This window comes from Pseudomonas sp. lyk4-R2A-10 (assembly GCF_030209075.1).
GTDB classification, from domain to species: domain Bacteria; phylum Pseudomonadota; class Gammaproteobacteria; order Pseudomonadales; family Pseudomonadaceae; genus Aquipseudomonas; species Aquipseudomonas glycinae.
Genome location: NZ_JARVSR010000008.1, coordinates 247,624 through 261,614 on the forward strand (window position 1 = coordinate 247,624; position 13,991 = coordinate 261,614).

13 protein-coding genes are annotated in these 13,991 nt (G+C 61.9%); 4 read left to right on the forward strand and 9 right to left on the reverse strand.

Annotation, left to right across the window (positions count from 1 at the left end):
• Window positions 1-16: 16 nt before the first annotated feature.
• The gene (locus QRN46_RS12690) at window positions 17-823 is read left to right on the forward strand and encodes an MOSC domain-containing protein (RefSeq protein WP_011335267.1); all 807 of its coding nucleotides are present in this window, start codon (window positions 17-19) and stop codon (window positions 821-823) included.
• Window positions 824-894: 71 nt separating this feature from the next.
• Here the strand turns inward: QRN46_RS12690 and ppnP are convergent, their stop codons facing one another.
• The 8 genes from ppnP to QRN46_RS12730 all read right to left on the reverse strand — a co-directional run bounded on the left by ppnP (window position 895) and on the right by QRN46_RS12730 (window position 10,226).
• On the reverse strand, window positions 895-1,179 hold the full coding sequence (gene ppnP / locus QRN46_RS12695) for a pyrimidine/purine nucleoside phosphorylase (protein WP_007940055.1): 285 nt from the start codon (window positions 1,177-1,179) through the stop codon (window positions 895-897).
• Window positions 1,180-1,261: 82 nt separating this feature from the next.
• A complete protein-coding gene (locus tag QRN46_RS12700) occupies window positions 1,262-1,804 on the reverse strand; it encodes a 3'-5' exonuclease (RefSeq protein WP_011335265.1) in 543 nt (180 codons plus the stop codon).
• Between the two features lie 69 nt (window positions 1,805-1,873).
• Window positions 1,874-3,835: an acetyl/propionyl/methylcrotonyl-CoA carboxylase subunit alpha gene (locus QRN46_RS12705; RefSeq protein WP_011335264.1), complete on the reverse strand. Its 1,962-nt coding sequence runs from the start codon at window positions 3,833-3,835 to the stop codon at window positions 1,874-1,876.
• 117 nt (window positions 3,836-3,952) lie between these two features.
• Window positions 3,953-4,750, reverse strand: coding sequence for an enoyl-CoA hydratase/isomerase family protein (locus QRN46_RS12710; RefSeq protein ID WP_011335263.1), 798 nt, complete (start codon window positions 4,748-4,750; stop codon window positions 3,953-3,955).
• Window positions 4,747-5,904 (reverse strand): citronellyl-CoA dehydrogenase, encoded by a 1,158-nt coding sequence (gene atuD, locus QRN46_RS12715; RefSeq protein ID WP_007908685.1) that lies wholly within the window; start codon window positions 5,902-5,904, stop codon window positions 4,747-4,749. Before atuD ends, QRN46_RS12710 begins: the two co-directional genes overlap by 4 nt.
• Before the next feature lie 29 nt (window positions 5,905-5,933).
• The gene (atuC, locus tag QRN46_RS12720; protein WP_285354981.1) at window positions 5,934-7,550 is read right to left on the reverse strand and encodes a geranyl-CoA carboxylase subunit beta; all 1,617 of its coding nucleotides are present in this window, start codon (window positions 7,548-7,550) and stop codon (window positions 5,934-5,936) included.
• Between the two features lie 3 nt (window positions 7,551-7,553).
• Window positions 7,554-8,423 (reverse strand): SDR family oxidoreductase, encoded by an 870-nt coding sequence (locus QRN46_RS12725; protein WP_011335261.1) that lies wholly within the window; start codon window positions 8,421-8,423, stop codon window positions 7,554-7,556.
• 12 nt (window positions 8,424-8,435) lie between these two features.
• Window positions 8,436-10,226 carry an acyclic terpene utilization AtuA family protein gene (locus tag QRN46_RS12730; protein ID WP_285354983.1) on the reverse strand — a complete coding sequence of 597 codons (1,791 nt, stop codon included), beginning with the start codon at window positions 10,224-10,226 and terminating at the stop codon, window positions 8,436-8,438.
• A gap of 194 nt (window positions 10,227-10,420) precedes the next feature.
• Here QRN46_RS12730 and QRN46_RS12735 point away from each other — a divergent pair, with 194 nt between their 5' ends.
• From QRN46_RS12735 to QRN46_RS12745, 3 genes are all read left to right on the forward strand, one after another.
• Window positions 10,421-11,044, forward strand: a complete 624-nt coding sequence (locus QRN46_RS12735; RefSeq protein ID WP_007955773.1) for a TetR/AcrR family transcriptional regulator — start codon at window positions 10,421-10,423, stop codon at window positions 11,042-11,044.
• A 90-nt stretch (window positions 11,045-11,134) separates the two neighbouring features.
• Entirely contained in the window at window positions 11,135-11,932 is a 798-nt protein-coding gene (locus tag QRN46_RS12740; protein WP_285354985.1) for a substrate-binding periplasmic protein, read from the forward strand.
• An 87-nt stretch (window positions 11,933-12,019) separates the two neighbouring features.
• Window positions 12,020-13,033: a GNAT family N-acetyltransferase gene (locus QRN46_RS12745; protein ID WP_285354987.1), complete on the forward strand. Its 1,014-nt coding sequence runs from the start codon at window positions 12,020-12,022 to the stop codon at window positions 13,031-13,033.
• Between the two features lie 72 nt (window positions 13,034-13,105).
• Here QRN46_RS12745 and QRN46_RS12750 read toward each other — a convergent pair whose 3' ends face one another.
• A complete protein-coding gene (locus tag QRN46_RS12750; protein ID WP_011335256.1) occupies window positions 13,106-13,660 on the reverse strand; it encodes an RNA polymerase factor sigma-70 in 555 nt (184 codons plus the stop codon).
• Between the last annotated feature and the right edge of the window lie 331 nt (window positions 13,661-13,991).

The following is a 13,991-nucleotide window of genomic DNA, read 5'->3' on the forward strand; positions in this document are numbered from 1 at the left end:
CACCAGGGAGCTGGCCATGCTGCGTCTGAGCGCGCTTTATCGTTACCCGTTGAAATCCGCCAAGGGCGAGGTCCTGCAAGGGATTGGCCTGGACAAACTGGGGCTTGAGGGCGACCGACGCTGGATGCTGGTGGACGAGGCCAGCGGACGGTTCCTGACCCAGCGTGCCGAAGCGAAAATGAGCCAGCTCTCGGCGCTATGGAATGCCACTGGCGGCCTGACGCTCAGCGCGCCGGGGCATTCGGCAATCGATGTCGCCTTGCCTGGCGGTGACGACGACCTGCGTGGCGTAACCATCTGGCGCGATACCTTGCGCGTACCGGATGCCGGTGAGGAGGCGGCCCGTTGGGTCAGCGATTTCATCGGCAAACCGACGCGCCTGGTGCAAGTGCCGCTTGAACGCGCTCGTACGACTCAGGCCGGGTACGGCAACGACGACGATCAAGTGGCGTTCGCCGACGGCTTTCCACTGTTGCTGATTGGTGAGGCATCACTGCAACACCTGTCGCAGGAAGTCGGGCGCCCTCTGGAAATGCTGCGGTTCCGGCCGAATCTGGTGATCGAAGGCAGTGATGCTTACGCCGAGGATGGCTGGAAGCGGATTCGGATCGGCGATGTCGAGTTCCGCGTGGTCAAGTCCTGCTCGCGGTGCATTCTCACCACGATCGATCCGCAGACCGGTGAGCGCAGCGCTGACCGCGAGCCGCTGGCAACCTTACAGAAGACCCGCGCCCAGGCCGACGGCGCGATGTTTGGCCAGAACCTGGTCAATGACAGCAATGGCCGGCTTGAAATCGGCATGCCGGTGGAAATCCTCGAATAACCGCTCCTGAAACGAAAAATGCCCGTGTCCTTGGACACGGGCATTTTTCATGACCGCAGGAAACCGGGGTTTCAGCCGCGGTATTCGCACAGGTAGGCGGTGTCGACGGCGACTTTCAGCTGGAACTTGCTGTTGGCTGGCACGTTGAACTGGCTACCGGCAGCGAAAGTTTCCCAGTCGCTGCTGTCCGGCAGTTTGACGGTCAGTGCGCCCGAAACCACGTGCATGATTTCACGCTGGCTGGTGCCGAATTCGTATTCGCCCGGGGCCATGACGCCGATGGTCGCAGGGCCTTCAGCAGTGCCAAAAGCGATCGACTTGACGGTGCCGTCGAAGTACTCGTTGACTTTAAACATGGGCGATTCCTCTCGAAAAGGGCTTAAAAGGGTCAAAAAGGGGCGGCCAGTATGCACAAGGCTTCTGGCGCCGTCACCTGCGCTAGAGCGGCAGCACCAACGGCAATAATCGGGCGGTATTGCGCGCATCCTCCAGCGCTCGATGCTGCTGGCCGGTGAACTGCATGCCCGCCAGTTGCAACGCGCCATTGAGGCCCAGCGGCCGTTCGAGGCGTCGGGCCTTGGCAAAGCGCTGTTTCAGATTCATGTGCGGCACCCGGCTCAGGGCGCTGTCGAGTTGCAGTCGCTGCCATTCCTGAAGCAACTGCTTGCGATCGTAATCGCCCCAGCTGGCCCAGCCTTCAAGGCGTGTCTGGTGCTGACCGAGCCAGCGTTCGAACGCCGGCCACACTTCACTCAACGGCTGCGCCGCGTCGATGTTGGCCTGGGTGATGTGCGTGAGTTCGCGGCAAAACGGCGTCAACAAGGGGCGCCGCGTCGGTTTGACGAAGCGCTGAAAGTGATCCTGCTCGCGACCCGCGCGATCCACCAGGGTCGCGCCGATCTCGATGATCTCCATTTCCGTAACCGGCCAGCCACCCTCATCGGTGGTGGCTTCCAGATCTATGACCAGCCAATGGGGCATCGCAGGGTTCCTGATTTCCGCGTCCTGATTATTCAGAGCGTAGTCAAACCTTGCGAATGCGCGCGGCGACTACTCGACCTGCAACAGAACCTGACGATTTTTCACCTGATCGCCGACCTTGACCTGCACCCGCTTGAGCACGCCGTCGATGCCGGCCTTGAGCGGGTGCTCCATTTTCATCGCCTCCAGCACCACCAGCAACTGGCCCTTGCTGACCGGGCTGCCTTCGCTGACGAGCACATCGATGATGGCGCCATCCATCGGGGCTTTCAACGTGCCGGAACTGACGCTGGTCTGACTGTCGATCACCGCATGAGTTCGATCCACCAGGTGCAGGCTGCCGGGATGGGTGAACAGCCAGAGCTGCTCGTCGCACAGGCGATAAGCGCGGCGCTGGCGCAGGCCATCGACCTCCAGCGTCACGGCCCCGGCGGTGTGCTCGATCAGTTTGAGTTCGATAACGCGCTCCACAACCTGAACTTCGAAAGCGTTGTCCGGGCTGGCGCGCAGTTGCACGTTCCAGTCGCGGGCGTCGAGACCGATGCGATAGAGCAACGGCGCACCGGCGTTGTTGCGCCATCCGGACAACGTGGCGCGGTGTTGCTGTGCGGCGGATCGGTAAAACAGCAGCGCCGCGATGGCCAGCTCTTCGTTACTGGGCGAATAGGCGTGCAGGCAATCGTGATCGGCGAAATGTTGAGGGATGAAGCCAGTACCGAACTCGCCGCTGATGAATTGCGGATGCTGCAACAGGCTGGCGAGCAACCGCTGATTGCTTTGCACGCCAAGCAACACGCTGTCCTGAACTGCGCACAGCAGTTTGCGCCGGGCCTCTTCACGGGTTGCGCCATGAGCAATCAGTTTGCCGAGCATCGGGTCGTAGAACGGTGAGATCGACTGCCCTTCGATCAGCCCGTGATCAATCCGTGAACCGCGATCCAGTGCCGGCGCCCAGGCTTCGACACGCCCGGTCTGTGGAAGAAAACCCTGGGTCGGATCTTCGGCGTAGAGGCGCACTTCCATCGCGTGGCCATCGAGTTTCACCTGTGCCTGGGTCAGCGGCAGCGGCTGACCTTCGGCGACCGACAGTTGCCATGCCACCAGGTCCAGCCCGGTAATCAGTTCAGTCACCGGGTGTTCGACCTGCAACCTGGTGTTCATCTCCAGAAAGTAGAACCGGCCATCAGTGTCGAGCAGGAATTCTACAGTGCCGGCACCGACATAGTTCACCGCACGCCCGGCCTTGAGTGCCGCTTCGCCCATCGCCTGGCGCAGTTCTTCGGTCATCACCGGGCAGGGCGCTTCTTCAATGACTTTCTGATGGCGGCGCTGAATCGAACAGTCGCGCTCACCGAGGTAGATCAGCTGGCCGTGGTGATCGCCGAACAGCTGAACTTCGACATGGCGCGGCTCGATCAGCGCCTGTTCGAGGATCAGTTCATCGCTGCCGAATCCGTTCAAGGCTTCGGAGCGCGCCGTGCGCAATTGCGCCGGCAATTCTTCGGCGCTGTGCACCAGCCGCATGCCGCGTCCGCCACCGCCGGCGCTGGCCTTGATCATCAATGGATAACCGATGCGTTCAGCTTCGCGTGTCAGGGTTGCGTCGTCCTGCTCGGCACCTTGATAGCCGGCGATACATGGCACACCGGCGGCGAGCATGGCGATTTTCGATTGGCGTTTGCTGCCCATCAGTTCGATGGCTTCGACGCTGGGGCCGATGAAGGTCAGGCCGGCCTGTTTGCAGGCGCGGGCGAATTCGGCATTTTCCGAGAGAAAACCGTAGCCCGGATGGATGGCGTCGGCGCCGCTGCGGCGGGCGGCGTCGAGAATGGCCGGGATGTTCAGGTAGGACTGTTGCACGGGTGCCGGACCGATGTTCACGGCCTCGTCCGCCATTTCGACATGCAGTGCGTCAGCGTCGGCATCGCTGAAAACGGCGACGGTGCGATAACCGAGGGCCTGGGCGGTGCGCTGGATGCGGCAGGCGATTTCACCGCGGTTGGCGATCAGGATTTTATGGATGACGGGCATGGTGGTTTTTCCTGAATGTTGGCGGTGGATTGAAGGGCCTCATCGCGGGCAAGCCCGCTCCCACAGGATTCAGTGGTGCTCACAAAAACTGTGGGAGCGGGCTTGCCCGCGATGCTTCTAAGGGGCCCACCTCGGTTTGCGCTTTTGCACAAACGCCATCGTGCCTTCGATGCCTTCGGCACCGGTCACCGCTTCGCTGAACCACTGCGCGGCTTCGTCCAGCAGTTCACTCGACGGCTGGCCGGCGCTGGCCAGCAGCAGTTTTTTCGTCACGGCATTCGCTTCGGGGGCGCAGCAGAGGACATGGTCGAGCACTTCATCCAGTCGCTCGGCGAGCGCCTGTGGATCCTGCTCGACAAAATGCACCAGCCCCAGACGCCGGGCCTGATGGCCGTCGAAACGGGCGGCGGTCAGGGCCAGGCGTCGGGTCTCGGTCAGGCCGATGCGCTGCACCACAAACGGCGCGATCTGCGCCGGTAGCAGGCCGAGACTGGTCTCCGGCAAACCGAATTGCGCCTGATGATCGGCGATGGCGATATCGCTGACACAGGCCAGCCCGAAGCCGCCCCCGAGCACCGCGCCCTGCAACACCGTGATCAGCACTTGCGGCGTGTGCTGCGCTTCTTCCAGCAACAACCCGAACGCTCGGTTCAATTCGCGATAGGCATCGCTGCCCTGGGCGCGGGCGTTGGCCATGTCCTTGATGTCGCCGCCGGCACAGAAATGCCCGCCGGCACCGCTGAGCACCAGTGCGCGAACGCTGCGATCATCGCGCACGCTGGCCAGCACGGCGCGCAACTCGGCGACCATTTGCAGGCTCATGGCGTTGCGGCTTTCCGGGCGATTGAGGGTGATGTGCAACACGCCGTTGTGCCGTTCCAGCAGCAGCGTCTGGCAATCGGGCAGGGCGCTCATTTCTTTTTCCCCGGCAGAATGCCCATCAGTTTGCAGATGATCCCCAGCATGATTTCATCGGCGCCGCCGCCAATCGATACCAGCCGCACGTCGCGGTAGGCGCGGGCCACCGGGTTGTCCCACATGAAGCCCATGCCGCCCCAGTATTGCAGGCAACTGTCGCTGACTTCCCGACCGAGACGTCCGGCCTTGAGCTTGGCCATCGACGCCAGTCGGGTGACGTCCTGGCCTTTGACGTATTGCTCGGTGGCCTGATAGACCAGCGCCCGCAGGCATTCGATTTCGGTCTGCAACTCGGCGAGGCGGAAGTGAATCACCTGATTGTCGATCAGCGCGTTGCCGAAGGTCTTGCGCTCCTTGCAGTACTCGATGGTGCTGTCGACGCAGTATTCCAGGCCCTTGATCATGTTGGCCGCACCGAACAGGCGTTCCTCCTGGAACTGCAGCATCTGCATCATGAACCCGGCGCCCTCATGGCCGATGCGATTGCGCTGGGGCACGCGCACGTTGTCGAAAAACACCTGGGCGGTTTCCGAGCTGCGCATGCCGAGCTTGTCCAGGTGCGAACTGAGGCTGATACCCGGCGTGTTCATCGGCACCATGATCAGCGATTTGTTGATGTGCGGCTTGTCGTCCGAGGTGTTGGCCAGCAGGCAGATGAAGTCGGCGCTCGGCGAGTTGGTGATCCACATCTTGCTGCCGTTGATCACATAGTCGTCGCCATCCTTGCGCGCGGTGGTCTTGAGCCCGGCGACATCGGAGCCGGCGCCGACTTCCGAGACACCGATGCAGCCGACCTGCTCGCCAGTGATGGCTGGGCGCAGAAACTCTTCGCGCAACTCATCGGAACCGAAGCGGGCGAGGGCCGGAGTGCACATGTCGGTCTGCACGCCGATCGACATCGGAATGCCGCCGCAGTGGATGGTGCCGAACTCTTCGGCCGCGACGATCGAATAGCTGTAATCCAGACCCATGCCGCCGAATTTTTCCGGCTTGGAAATCCCCAGCAGACCGAGGTCGCCGGCCTTGCGGAAAATCTCGTGGATCGGAAAGCGCCCGGCCTTTTCCCATTCATCGACATGGGGGTTGATCTCGTGCTCGACGAACTGGCGGACGGTGCGGCGCAGAGCTTCGTGTTCCGGGGTGAAGATCATTGTTGTTGTTCTCCTTTGATCCGAGGCGATCAGAACCGGCTGACGCCGAAGCTGATGGGTTGCAGCCTGCGTACGTCGGCTTCGTGGCAGATGTCCAGCAGGTAGCCGAGCAGGGTGCGGGTGTCGCGCGGATCGATCAGCCCGTCATCCCACAGGTTGGCGCTGCCGTAGAGGGCGGTGGACTGGCTGTCGAGTTTCTGCGCGGTGACCTGCTCCAGCATGTCGAGCATTTTCGGGTCGGGCACCAGGCCGTCCTTGAGCTGTTTGGCTTCGGTGACGATGCGCAACACCTTGCCGGCCTGGGCGCCACCCATCACGGCGGTGCGGCTGTTGGGCCAGGCGAAGATGAAACGCGGATCAAGCCCGCGTCCGCACATCGCGTAGTTGCCCGCGCCGTAGGAGCCGCCGACCACTATCGTCAGTTTCGGCACCCGCGCATTGGCCACGGCCTGGATCAATTTCGAGCCATGCTTGATCACGCCGTGCTGTTCCGATTCGGTGCCGACCATGAACCCGGTGGTGTTGTGGAAAAACAGCAGCGGCGTCTGGCTCTGGTCGCACAGTTGAATGAACTGCGCCGCCTTGCTCGCGCCGTTGGGCGTGATCGGGCCGTTGTTGCCGATGAAACCGCAGGCGCGGCCCTGAATTTTCAGGTGGCCACAAACGGTCTGCTGATCGAACTCGCCTTTGAATTCCAGGAAGCGTGATTCATCGGCGATCCGCGCAATGATTTCGCGCACGTCGTAGGGTTTTTTCGGGTCGTCCGGGATCAGCCCGAGGAGTTCGTCGATGGGGTACAGCGGCTCCTTGAATTGTGGTTCGGGCAGCCACGGCAGTTGCTCGTTCCAGTTCAGCAGGCTGACGATTTCCCGTACCTGACGCACGCCGTCGGCATCGTTTTCGGCCAGGTATTCCGCGGTGCCGGCGACTTGCGCGTGCATCTCGGCACCGCCCAGTTCTTCGTCGGTGGCGACTTCACCGGTCGCTGCTTTAAGCAACGGCGGGCCGGCAAGAAACAGCTTGGCCTTGCCGCGCACCACCACCACGTAATCCGACAGCCCCGGCTGATACGCTCCGCCAGCCGTAGCCGAGCCGTGCACTACGGTGATCTGCGGCAAACCCATGGCTGACATCCGCGCCTGATTGGCAAAACTGCGCGCGCCTTCGACGAAAATCTCCGCCGCGTAATTGAGGTTGGCGCCACCGCTTTCGGCGAGAGTGATGACCGGCAGTTTGTTTTCCTGGGCGATCTGTTGCAGGCGCAGGGATTTTTTCAGGCCCGACGGGGAAATCGTCCCGCCCTTGATCGCGCTGTTGTTCGCCACGATCAAGGCGCGCACGCCGGACACATAGCCAATGCCGGCGATCAAGCCGCCACCGGCCGAGCTGCCGTCCTTGTCGTCGTGGAGCTTGTAGCCGGCCAGGCTCGCCAGTTCGAGGAATGGCGCGCCGGGGTCGAGCAACAGATTCAGACGTTCACGGGGCAACAATTGTCCGCGTTTGTCGAATTTGGGTTTGGCTTCGGCGGCCTTGTGCAGCAGGTTCTGTTCCAGCTGCTGGACTTGCTCGATGGCGGCGAGCATCGCTGCGCGATTGCGGGCGAAGGCTTCGCTGTGCGGGTCGAGTTGGGACTGGATCTGCGGCATGGCTTACTCCTTGTCCTTCAAAACGTCTGGCATGTAGGCCCGGTGAAAACCGTTGAAGGATTCGCTGTGGGTCGCCTTGTGCAACGGCCATGCGCGGTTGCCCAGGCTGGCCGCGCCGTCGATGCGCAAGGTGCTGCCGCTGATGAACGCGGCAGCCGGGCTGAGCAGAAACACGATCGCCGCGCTGACCTCTGATTCGGTGCCGATACGCTTGAGCGGCACGTGTTCGCGCAGGGTCGGGATCACGGCTTTGAACGCACCTTCATAGGTGTCCATGCCGCTGGACGCGATCCAGCCCGGCGCCACCGCATTCACCCGAACCCCGGCATAACCCCATTCGAATGCCGCTGTTTTGGTGAAGTTGTCCATGCCCGACCGTGCGGCGCCGGAGTGGCCCATGCCGGGCATGCCGCCCCACATGTCGGCGAGCATGTTGACGATGTTGCCGCCGTGTTTGCTCATCGATTGATTGAACACTTCCCGGGCCATCAGGAAGCCGCCGACCAGATTGGTGCGCAGTACGGTTTCGAAGCCTTTCTGATTGATCGAGGCCAGGGGCGACGGGTACTGCCCGCCGGCATTGTTGACCAGTCCGTGGATCGGCCCGTGTTCACGGATCAGTTCGCTGACCAGCGCCTTCACCGCTTCTTCGTCACGGATATCGCAGGCCTGCCAGTGCGCCCGACCGCCGTCCTCGGCAATTTCGGCGGCGACGGTTTGCAGCTTTTCCGGTTTGCGCCCGACCAGCACCACGTTGGCCCCCAGCGCCGCCAGTTCATGGGCGGTGCAACGCCCGATGCCACTGCCGCCCCCGGTGACGATGACGGTCTGACCGCTGAACAGATCAGCCCTGAAAATCGATTCGAACGCCATGCTGCCAATCCTCTAGTCGAACTGTTCGGCGATGCTTTGCGGCACCGGGATCTGGATTTCCAGTAATTGCTGGGCGAAAGCCTTGCCTTGCGGGTCGATGCGCAGGCTCGCCACGCCGCCGCCACCAAGGGCGTTTTCCAGCAGGAAGTTGAGGCTGTGGGTGCCGGGCAGATACCAGCGTTCGACCCGGCCGTGAATCGGGTCGAGGACATGGTTCATCCAATCGACGACCACCGCCGGGGTCAGCGCTTCGACGATCCACGGTAGGTATTCCGGACGACGCGGCAGGACGCCGATGTTGCTGTGATTGCCCTTGTCGCCGGAACGCGCCACGGCCAGTTTCACCAGCGGCACACTCGCGTCGGCGCGGCCCTGGGGTTTAGGCGTTTCGTGGGGCAGGGGCAGATCCTGACTGTCGAGGGTGGCGGGGGCGGGCAGGGTGAACGGGTGAGATTCGCCGGCGATGTCGATCTGCAAGGTGCAGGCGCTTTTGTCGATCAGGAACGAGAACAGCCGGATCAGCGGATACACCGTCGGCCGCCCGCCGACGATGCCGGTCAGGCCCGGCGCCATGCCGGTGGCGGCCTGGGCTATCTCGCGGGAGAACAAGATCAGCGCCTGTTTGTTCGGGTGGCGCACGGCGAGTTTGATCACCACTTCGCGGCTGTCCCGGCGCTGGCCGTGAGGGCCGTAGGTGGCTTCGCTGCCGAGCAGTTCGACATCGGTTTCGGTGTACGGTCCCAAGCCTTTTTGTTCGAGCATTTCCGAAGTCTTGTCGAGGATCGCCCGACTGACGCGCCGGGCTTTTTCCACGGCATCGATGCCGGCGATCAGGCAACTGGCGGTGCAGCGGAAACCATCCGGATACGTGGCGCTGACCTTGTATTGGTCGCTGGGCGGCAGGCCTTTGGCGCCGTGGACCCGGACGGCGTTTTTGCCTTGTTGCTGAAGTTTGACCTGGCTGAAATCGCAGACCACATCGGGCAACAGATAAGCCTGCGGATCACCGATTTCGTAGAGCATCTGCTCGCCGACAGTCAGCGGCGTGACCAGCCCGCCGGAGCCTTCGGGTTTGCTGACGATGAACTGGCCGTCGGCGTTGACTTCGACGATCGGGAAACCGATGTGTTCGTAGTCCGGCACGTCGCGCCAGTCGGTGAAGTTGCCGCCGGTGCACTGCGCGCCACATTCGATGATGTGCCCGGCCAGGGCGGCTTGCGCGAGTTTGTCGTAGTCATGCCACGACCAGCCGAATTCGTGCACCAGCGCGGCGCTGACCACCGCGCTGTCGACCACCCGGCCGGTGATCACGATGTCGGCACCCAGGCGCAGGGCTTCGACGATGCCCGGCGCGCCGAGGTAAGCGTTGGTCGACACGCACATCGGCGGCAGCGGGGCGCCGCTGAACATTTCCGTAATGCCTTGGGAGGCGAGGTGTTTGAACTGGGGTTGCAGGTCATCGCCCGACAGCACTGCAATTTTCAGTGCTACGCCAGCCTTGTCGCAGGCCGCTTGCAGCGCGGCGGCGCAGGCCTTTGGGTTGACCCCGCCGGCATTGCTGATGACGCGAATGTTCTGTTCGGCCAGTTGCGGCAGCAGGGGCGTGAGGACTTCGATGAAATCCCCGGCAAATCCCGCCTGCGGGTCCTTCATGCGCGCGCCGGCCATGATCGACATTGTGATTTCGGCCAGGTAGTCGAAGACCAGATAATCCAGCTGTCCTGCGGCCACAAGCTGCGCGGCGGCGGTCGAGGTGTCTCCCCAGAATGCGCTGGCGCATCCGATGCGAACCGTGGTGGGCATTTTGATCTCCGACTCAGCAACCTGTGACAGAAGTGCATCGAGGCTACCAAGCAAGCGCTTGGTTTGTAAACACCTGGAATTTTCTTCTGCCCAAGCGCTTGCTTGGTCGCGGGTGGCGGCTTAAATTGCCCGCGCAACCCCGCCGTTTCTGCGGCGTACGGCACACTTGAATGATCGACTGTAGGAGACAATGGGTGGATGAGCAAAAAGCCCTGAGGGTCATGCGTGAACTGGTCGATGCCGGCCAGCTGACCGATCCGGACAGCGCTCGTGGCAAACTGCTGCAAGTGGCGGCCCACCTGTTCCGCAACAAGGGCTACGAGCGCACCACGGTGCGCGATCTGGCCGGTGCCGTGGGGATTCAGTCCGGCAGCATCTTTCATCACTTCAAGAGCAAGGATGAAATCCTGCGGGCAGTGATGGAGGAAACCATCCGCTACAACACCGCACTGATGCGCGCAGCCCTTGCCGATGCCGCCGATGTGCGTGAGCGGGTGCTGGCGCTGATCCGCTGCGAATTGCAGTCGATCATGGGCGGCAGCGGCGAGGCGATGGCGGTGCTGGTGTATGAATGGCGCTCGCTGTCCGAAGACGGCCAGGCCAAAGTGCTGGCGCTGCGAGACATTTATGAAGACCTCTGGCTGCAAGTGCTGGGTGAGGCCAAGGAGGCGGGGTTCATCCGTGGCGATGTGTTCATTACCCGACGTTTTCTCACGGGCGCGCTGTCCTGGACCACCACCTGGTTCCGTGCCGGCGGCAGTCTGAGCCTGGATCAACTGGCCGAAGAGGCGCTGATTCTGGTGCTCGAAGAGCGCTAGGCGCTTTCTATCGGGCCGGGAAACTGGCTAACTTGGCGAAACCGCCTAGCTTGAATGCATGATCGGTACTTTTTCGGGGAGTGGGGTGTTTTGAAGTCTTCGCCAATTCGGATGGCCGCCGGGCTGATGCTCGCAGCGCTGGCTGCATTATGGGTATTGCCCGCTCCGGCGGCGCAAGTGGTTCGGGTGGGCGCGGCGCATTTTCCGCCCTACACCATTCGCCCGGAAAACGGCGCCGACACCGGCCTGCTGCCGGAACTGGTCGCGGCTTTGAACAGCGCCCAGAGCGACTATCGTTTTGAATTGGTACCCACCTCGATTCCTCGCCGGTTCGGTGATTTCAAGGATGGCCGTACGGACATGGCGATCTTCGAAAACCCGGAGTGGGGCTGGAAAGACATCCCCCACACCACCGTCGACATGGGTCTTGAGGACGCCGAGATTTTCGTCGCGCAGAACAAACCCGGACGCCAGCAGAATTACTTCGCCGATCTCAAGGGCAAACGGCTGGCGCTGTACAGCGGTTATCACTACGAATTCGCCAATTTCAACGCCGATCCCAAATACCTCGCCGAAACCTACAGCGCCACGCTGACCTATTCCCACGACAGCAATCTGCTGATGGTCTTGCGCGGGCGCGCGGACATTGCGTTGGTGACTCGCTCGTATCTGTTCGATTACTTGCTGCGCAACGAAAAGGTGCGCGACGAGTTACTGGTGTCCCAGCGCATCGACCAGATCTACCACCACTACGCGATTCTCAGTCCGAAGGCGCCGATCACCGGCGAAGCGTTCGGCAAGCTGCTGCAAGGGCTGCGCGACAACGGGCAGATGCTGAAGATCTTCGATCCGTACAAGATTGCGGTGGTGCCGGTAGCGCATCAATGACCGGCGGTTTTGGCCGAACGGCCTAAATTTCCCGCCCCGGCTCACGTCCCATCGTTGAACTGTCGACGATTATCGTGAGCCCGACCCATGTCCAATCTGAATGACCTGACTGCCCTGGCCCTGCCTTCGGGCAGCCAACTGGTAGCCGATGCCACCGAAAGCCGTCTGAGCCTGAGCCTGGACGGGCAACCGCTGATTCGCCTGCGCCTCGATCGTGAAGGTCAGGGGCCGATCCAGATCGATGAACGCTACGCGCTGCCGCCAGGCCAGGCGCTGTGGGCAGCCTGTTATTGGCTGTTTGCCCGGGAGCCGGCGCGTCAGCAATTAATCTGGCAACTGGACCAGGCGCCGACCGAAGCCTTGCTCAGCGGCTTGCTGGTGAGCACTGAAGTGGCGGGCGAATATCGCTGCGAGCGCACGCTGTTCTGGCAACTGCCGCAACCGTGGCTCGGCACCTCGCTGACCGGCAGCTATCCGCAGCAGATGGTCATCAGCAACGGCAAGCGTCATCCGCTACGACCGGTGAAACCGCGTGGTGAGGTTTATCGGCGCTTCGATGCGCGCCTCGGTGCCTGGATTTCCCTGCGAACGGTGGAGATCGAGCAGGATCTGGCGCGTTTCAATCGCTGGCAGAACAGCCCGCGAGTCGCCAGTTTCTGGCAGGAAGAGGGCAGCCTCGAACAGCATCGCGAGTACCTGAGCAAGCTCGACGCCGATCCGCACACGCTGACCCTGATCGGTTGTTTCGATGATCAGCCGTTTGCCTATTTCGAAGCCTACTGGGCCAAGGAAGATCGCATCGCACCGTTCTACGATGCCGACAATTACGATCGCGGCATTCACATGCTGGTCGGGGAAGAAAATCATCGCGGCCCGCACAAGGTGGCGAGTTGGCTGTCGGCGCTGGTGCACTACCTGTTTCTGGATGATCCGCGCACGCAGCGGGTAGTCGCCGAACCCCGTGCCGACAACGCGAGGATGATCGGCCACATGCACAACCAGTGCTTCCACTGCGAGAAGGAATTCGACTTCCCGCACAAGCGTGCGGCGCTGATGATCCTTGGGCGCGAGCGGTTCTTCGACCGGTGCACGCTGGTGTGACATTTCGCTGACAACAAAAAAGATCGCAGCCCTTCGACGAAGGCTGCGATCTTTTTTTGCGGCCGATTTTTGTCAGCGACGGTTTGCGGTCACTGCATCGGCGCGACTGCTCGACACCTTGCGGCAGTGCACCAGCGCGTCGCGAATCATGAAGTTGACCAAGGTCGGCGAAACGCCGAGTTCCTTGGCGATGTCCTTCTGCGGCACGCCGTGCAGGCGGTACATCTCGAACGCATAGCGAGTGCGGACCGGCAGCTCGGTCAGCGCATCGGCGATGTGTTCCAGAGTTGAGAAGTTGATGTGCGAGGTTTCCGGCGAAGCGCCCTGAATGACCACGTTCAACCCTTCCTCCTCGGGGCCGGCGTACTTTTGCTCCAGCGCCTGTTTGCGGTAGTGATCGATCGCCAGGTTACGCACGATCTGGAACAGATAACTCAGCTGGGCCTTGATCGACGACGTGATCGGCGGTGCCGATTGCAGTCGGAAGAACGCATCCTGCACCACGTCTTCGGCGCGTGACCGGCAGCCGGTGATGCGGGCTGCAATCTTGACCAGAATCAGTCGATTGTCGACGAATGCCTGAAGTAGCGGTGAATCGCACCTGCTTGTGGATACTTGTTCCGTCATGGAAATCACCTTGCTGCCAATAGGTTAGTGGGACGCCTGGGGGCGGGGTCGTCCTACACATCGAGCGACAAATTATGTTGAATGATAATGATTGTCAATTGAGAAAGAGAACTAATGATCCATAACAGTGCGAACTGAGAACTGCCACACGCCGCCGCACTCGCCCAAGCGCCCAGCCCCGTTGGCGATCCAGCCTGCCGACTAATTATTTCAAGACGTCATCCGTTCTCATTGGTGAATGGATCCGGGTACGCAGCCCCGGACCTACCGCATTCCAATGCCTTGCACGGTCGGCGAAGACCGTGTCCCGCATGCCTTGCACAGGCATGCC

Excerpts from the sequence above, each read along its gene's own strand:
- atuD (WP_007908685.1), bottom strand. The coding sequence starts at position 5,904 with ATGATCTTCACCCCGGAACACGAAGCTCTGCGCCGCACCGTCCGCCAG.
- atuC (WP_285354981.1), bottom strand. The coding sequence starts at position 7,550 with ATGCCGCAGATCCAGTCCCAACTCGACCCGCACAGCGAAGCCTTCGCC.
- QRN46_RS12700 (WP_011335265.1), bottom strand. The coding sequence starts at position 1,804 with ATGCCCCATTGGCTGGTCATAGATCTGGAAGCCACCACCGATGAGGGT.
- QRN46_RS12725 (WP_011335261.1), bottom strand. The coding sequence starts at position 8,423 with ATGGCGTTCGAATCGATTTTCAGGGCTGATCTGTTCAGCGGTCAGACC.
- QRN46_RS12730 (WP_285354983.1), bottom strand. The coding sequence starts at position 10,226 with ATGCCCACCACGGTTCGCATCGGATGCGCCAGCGCATTCTGGGGAGAC.
- QRN46_RS12710 (WP_011335263.1), bottom strand. The coding sequence starts at position 4,750 with ATGAGCGCCCTGCCCGATTGCCAGACGCTGCTGCTGGAACGGCACAAC.
- ppnP (WP_007940055.1), bottom strand. The coding sequence starts at position 1,179 with ATGTTTAAAGTCAACGAGTACTTCGACGGCACCGTCAAGTCGATCGCT.
- QRN46_RS12705 (WP_011335264.1), bottom strand. The coding sequence starts at position 3,835 with ATGCCCGTCATCCATAAAATCCTGATCGCCAACCGCGGTGAAATCGCC.
- QRN46_RS12750 (WP_011335256.1), bottom strand. The coding sequence starts at position 13,660 with ATGACGGAACAAGTATCCACAAGCAGGTGCGATTCACCGCTACTTCAG.
- QRN46_RS12745 (WP_285354987.1), top strand. The coding sequence starts at position 12,020 with ATGTCCAATCTGAATGACCTGACTGCCCTGGCCCTGCCTTCGGGCAGC.
- QRN46_RS12690 (WP_011335267.1), top strand. The coding sequence starts at position 17 with ATGCTGCGTCTGAGCGCGCTTTATCGTTACCCGTTGAAATCCGCCAAG.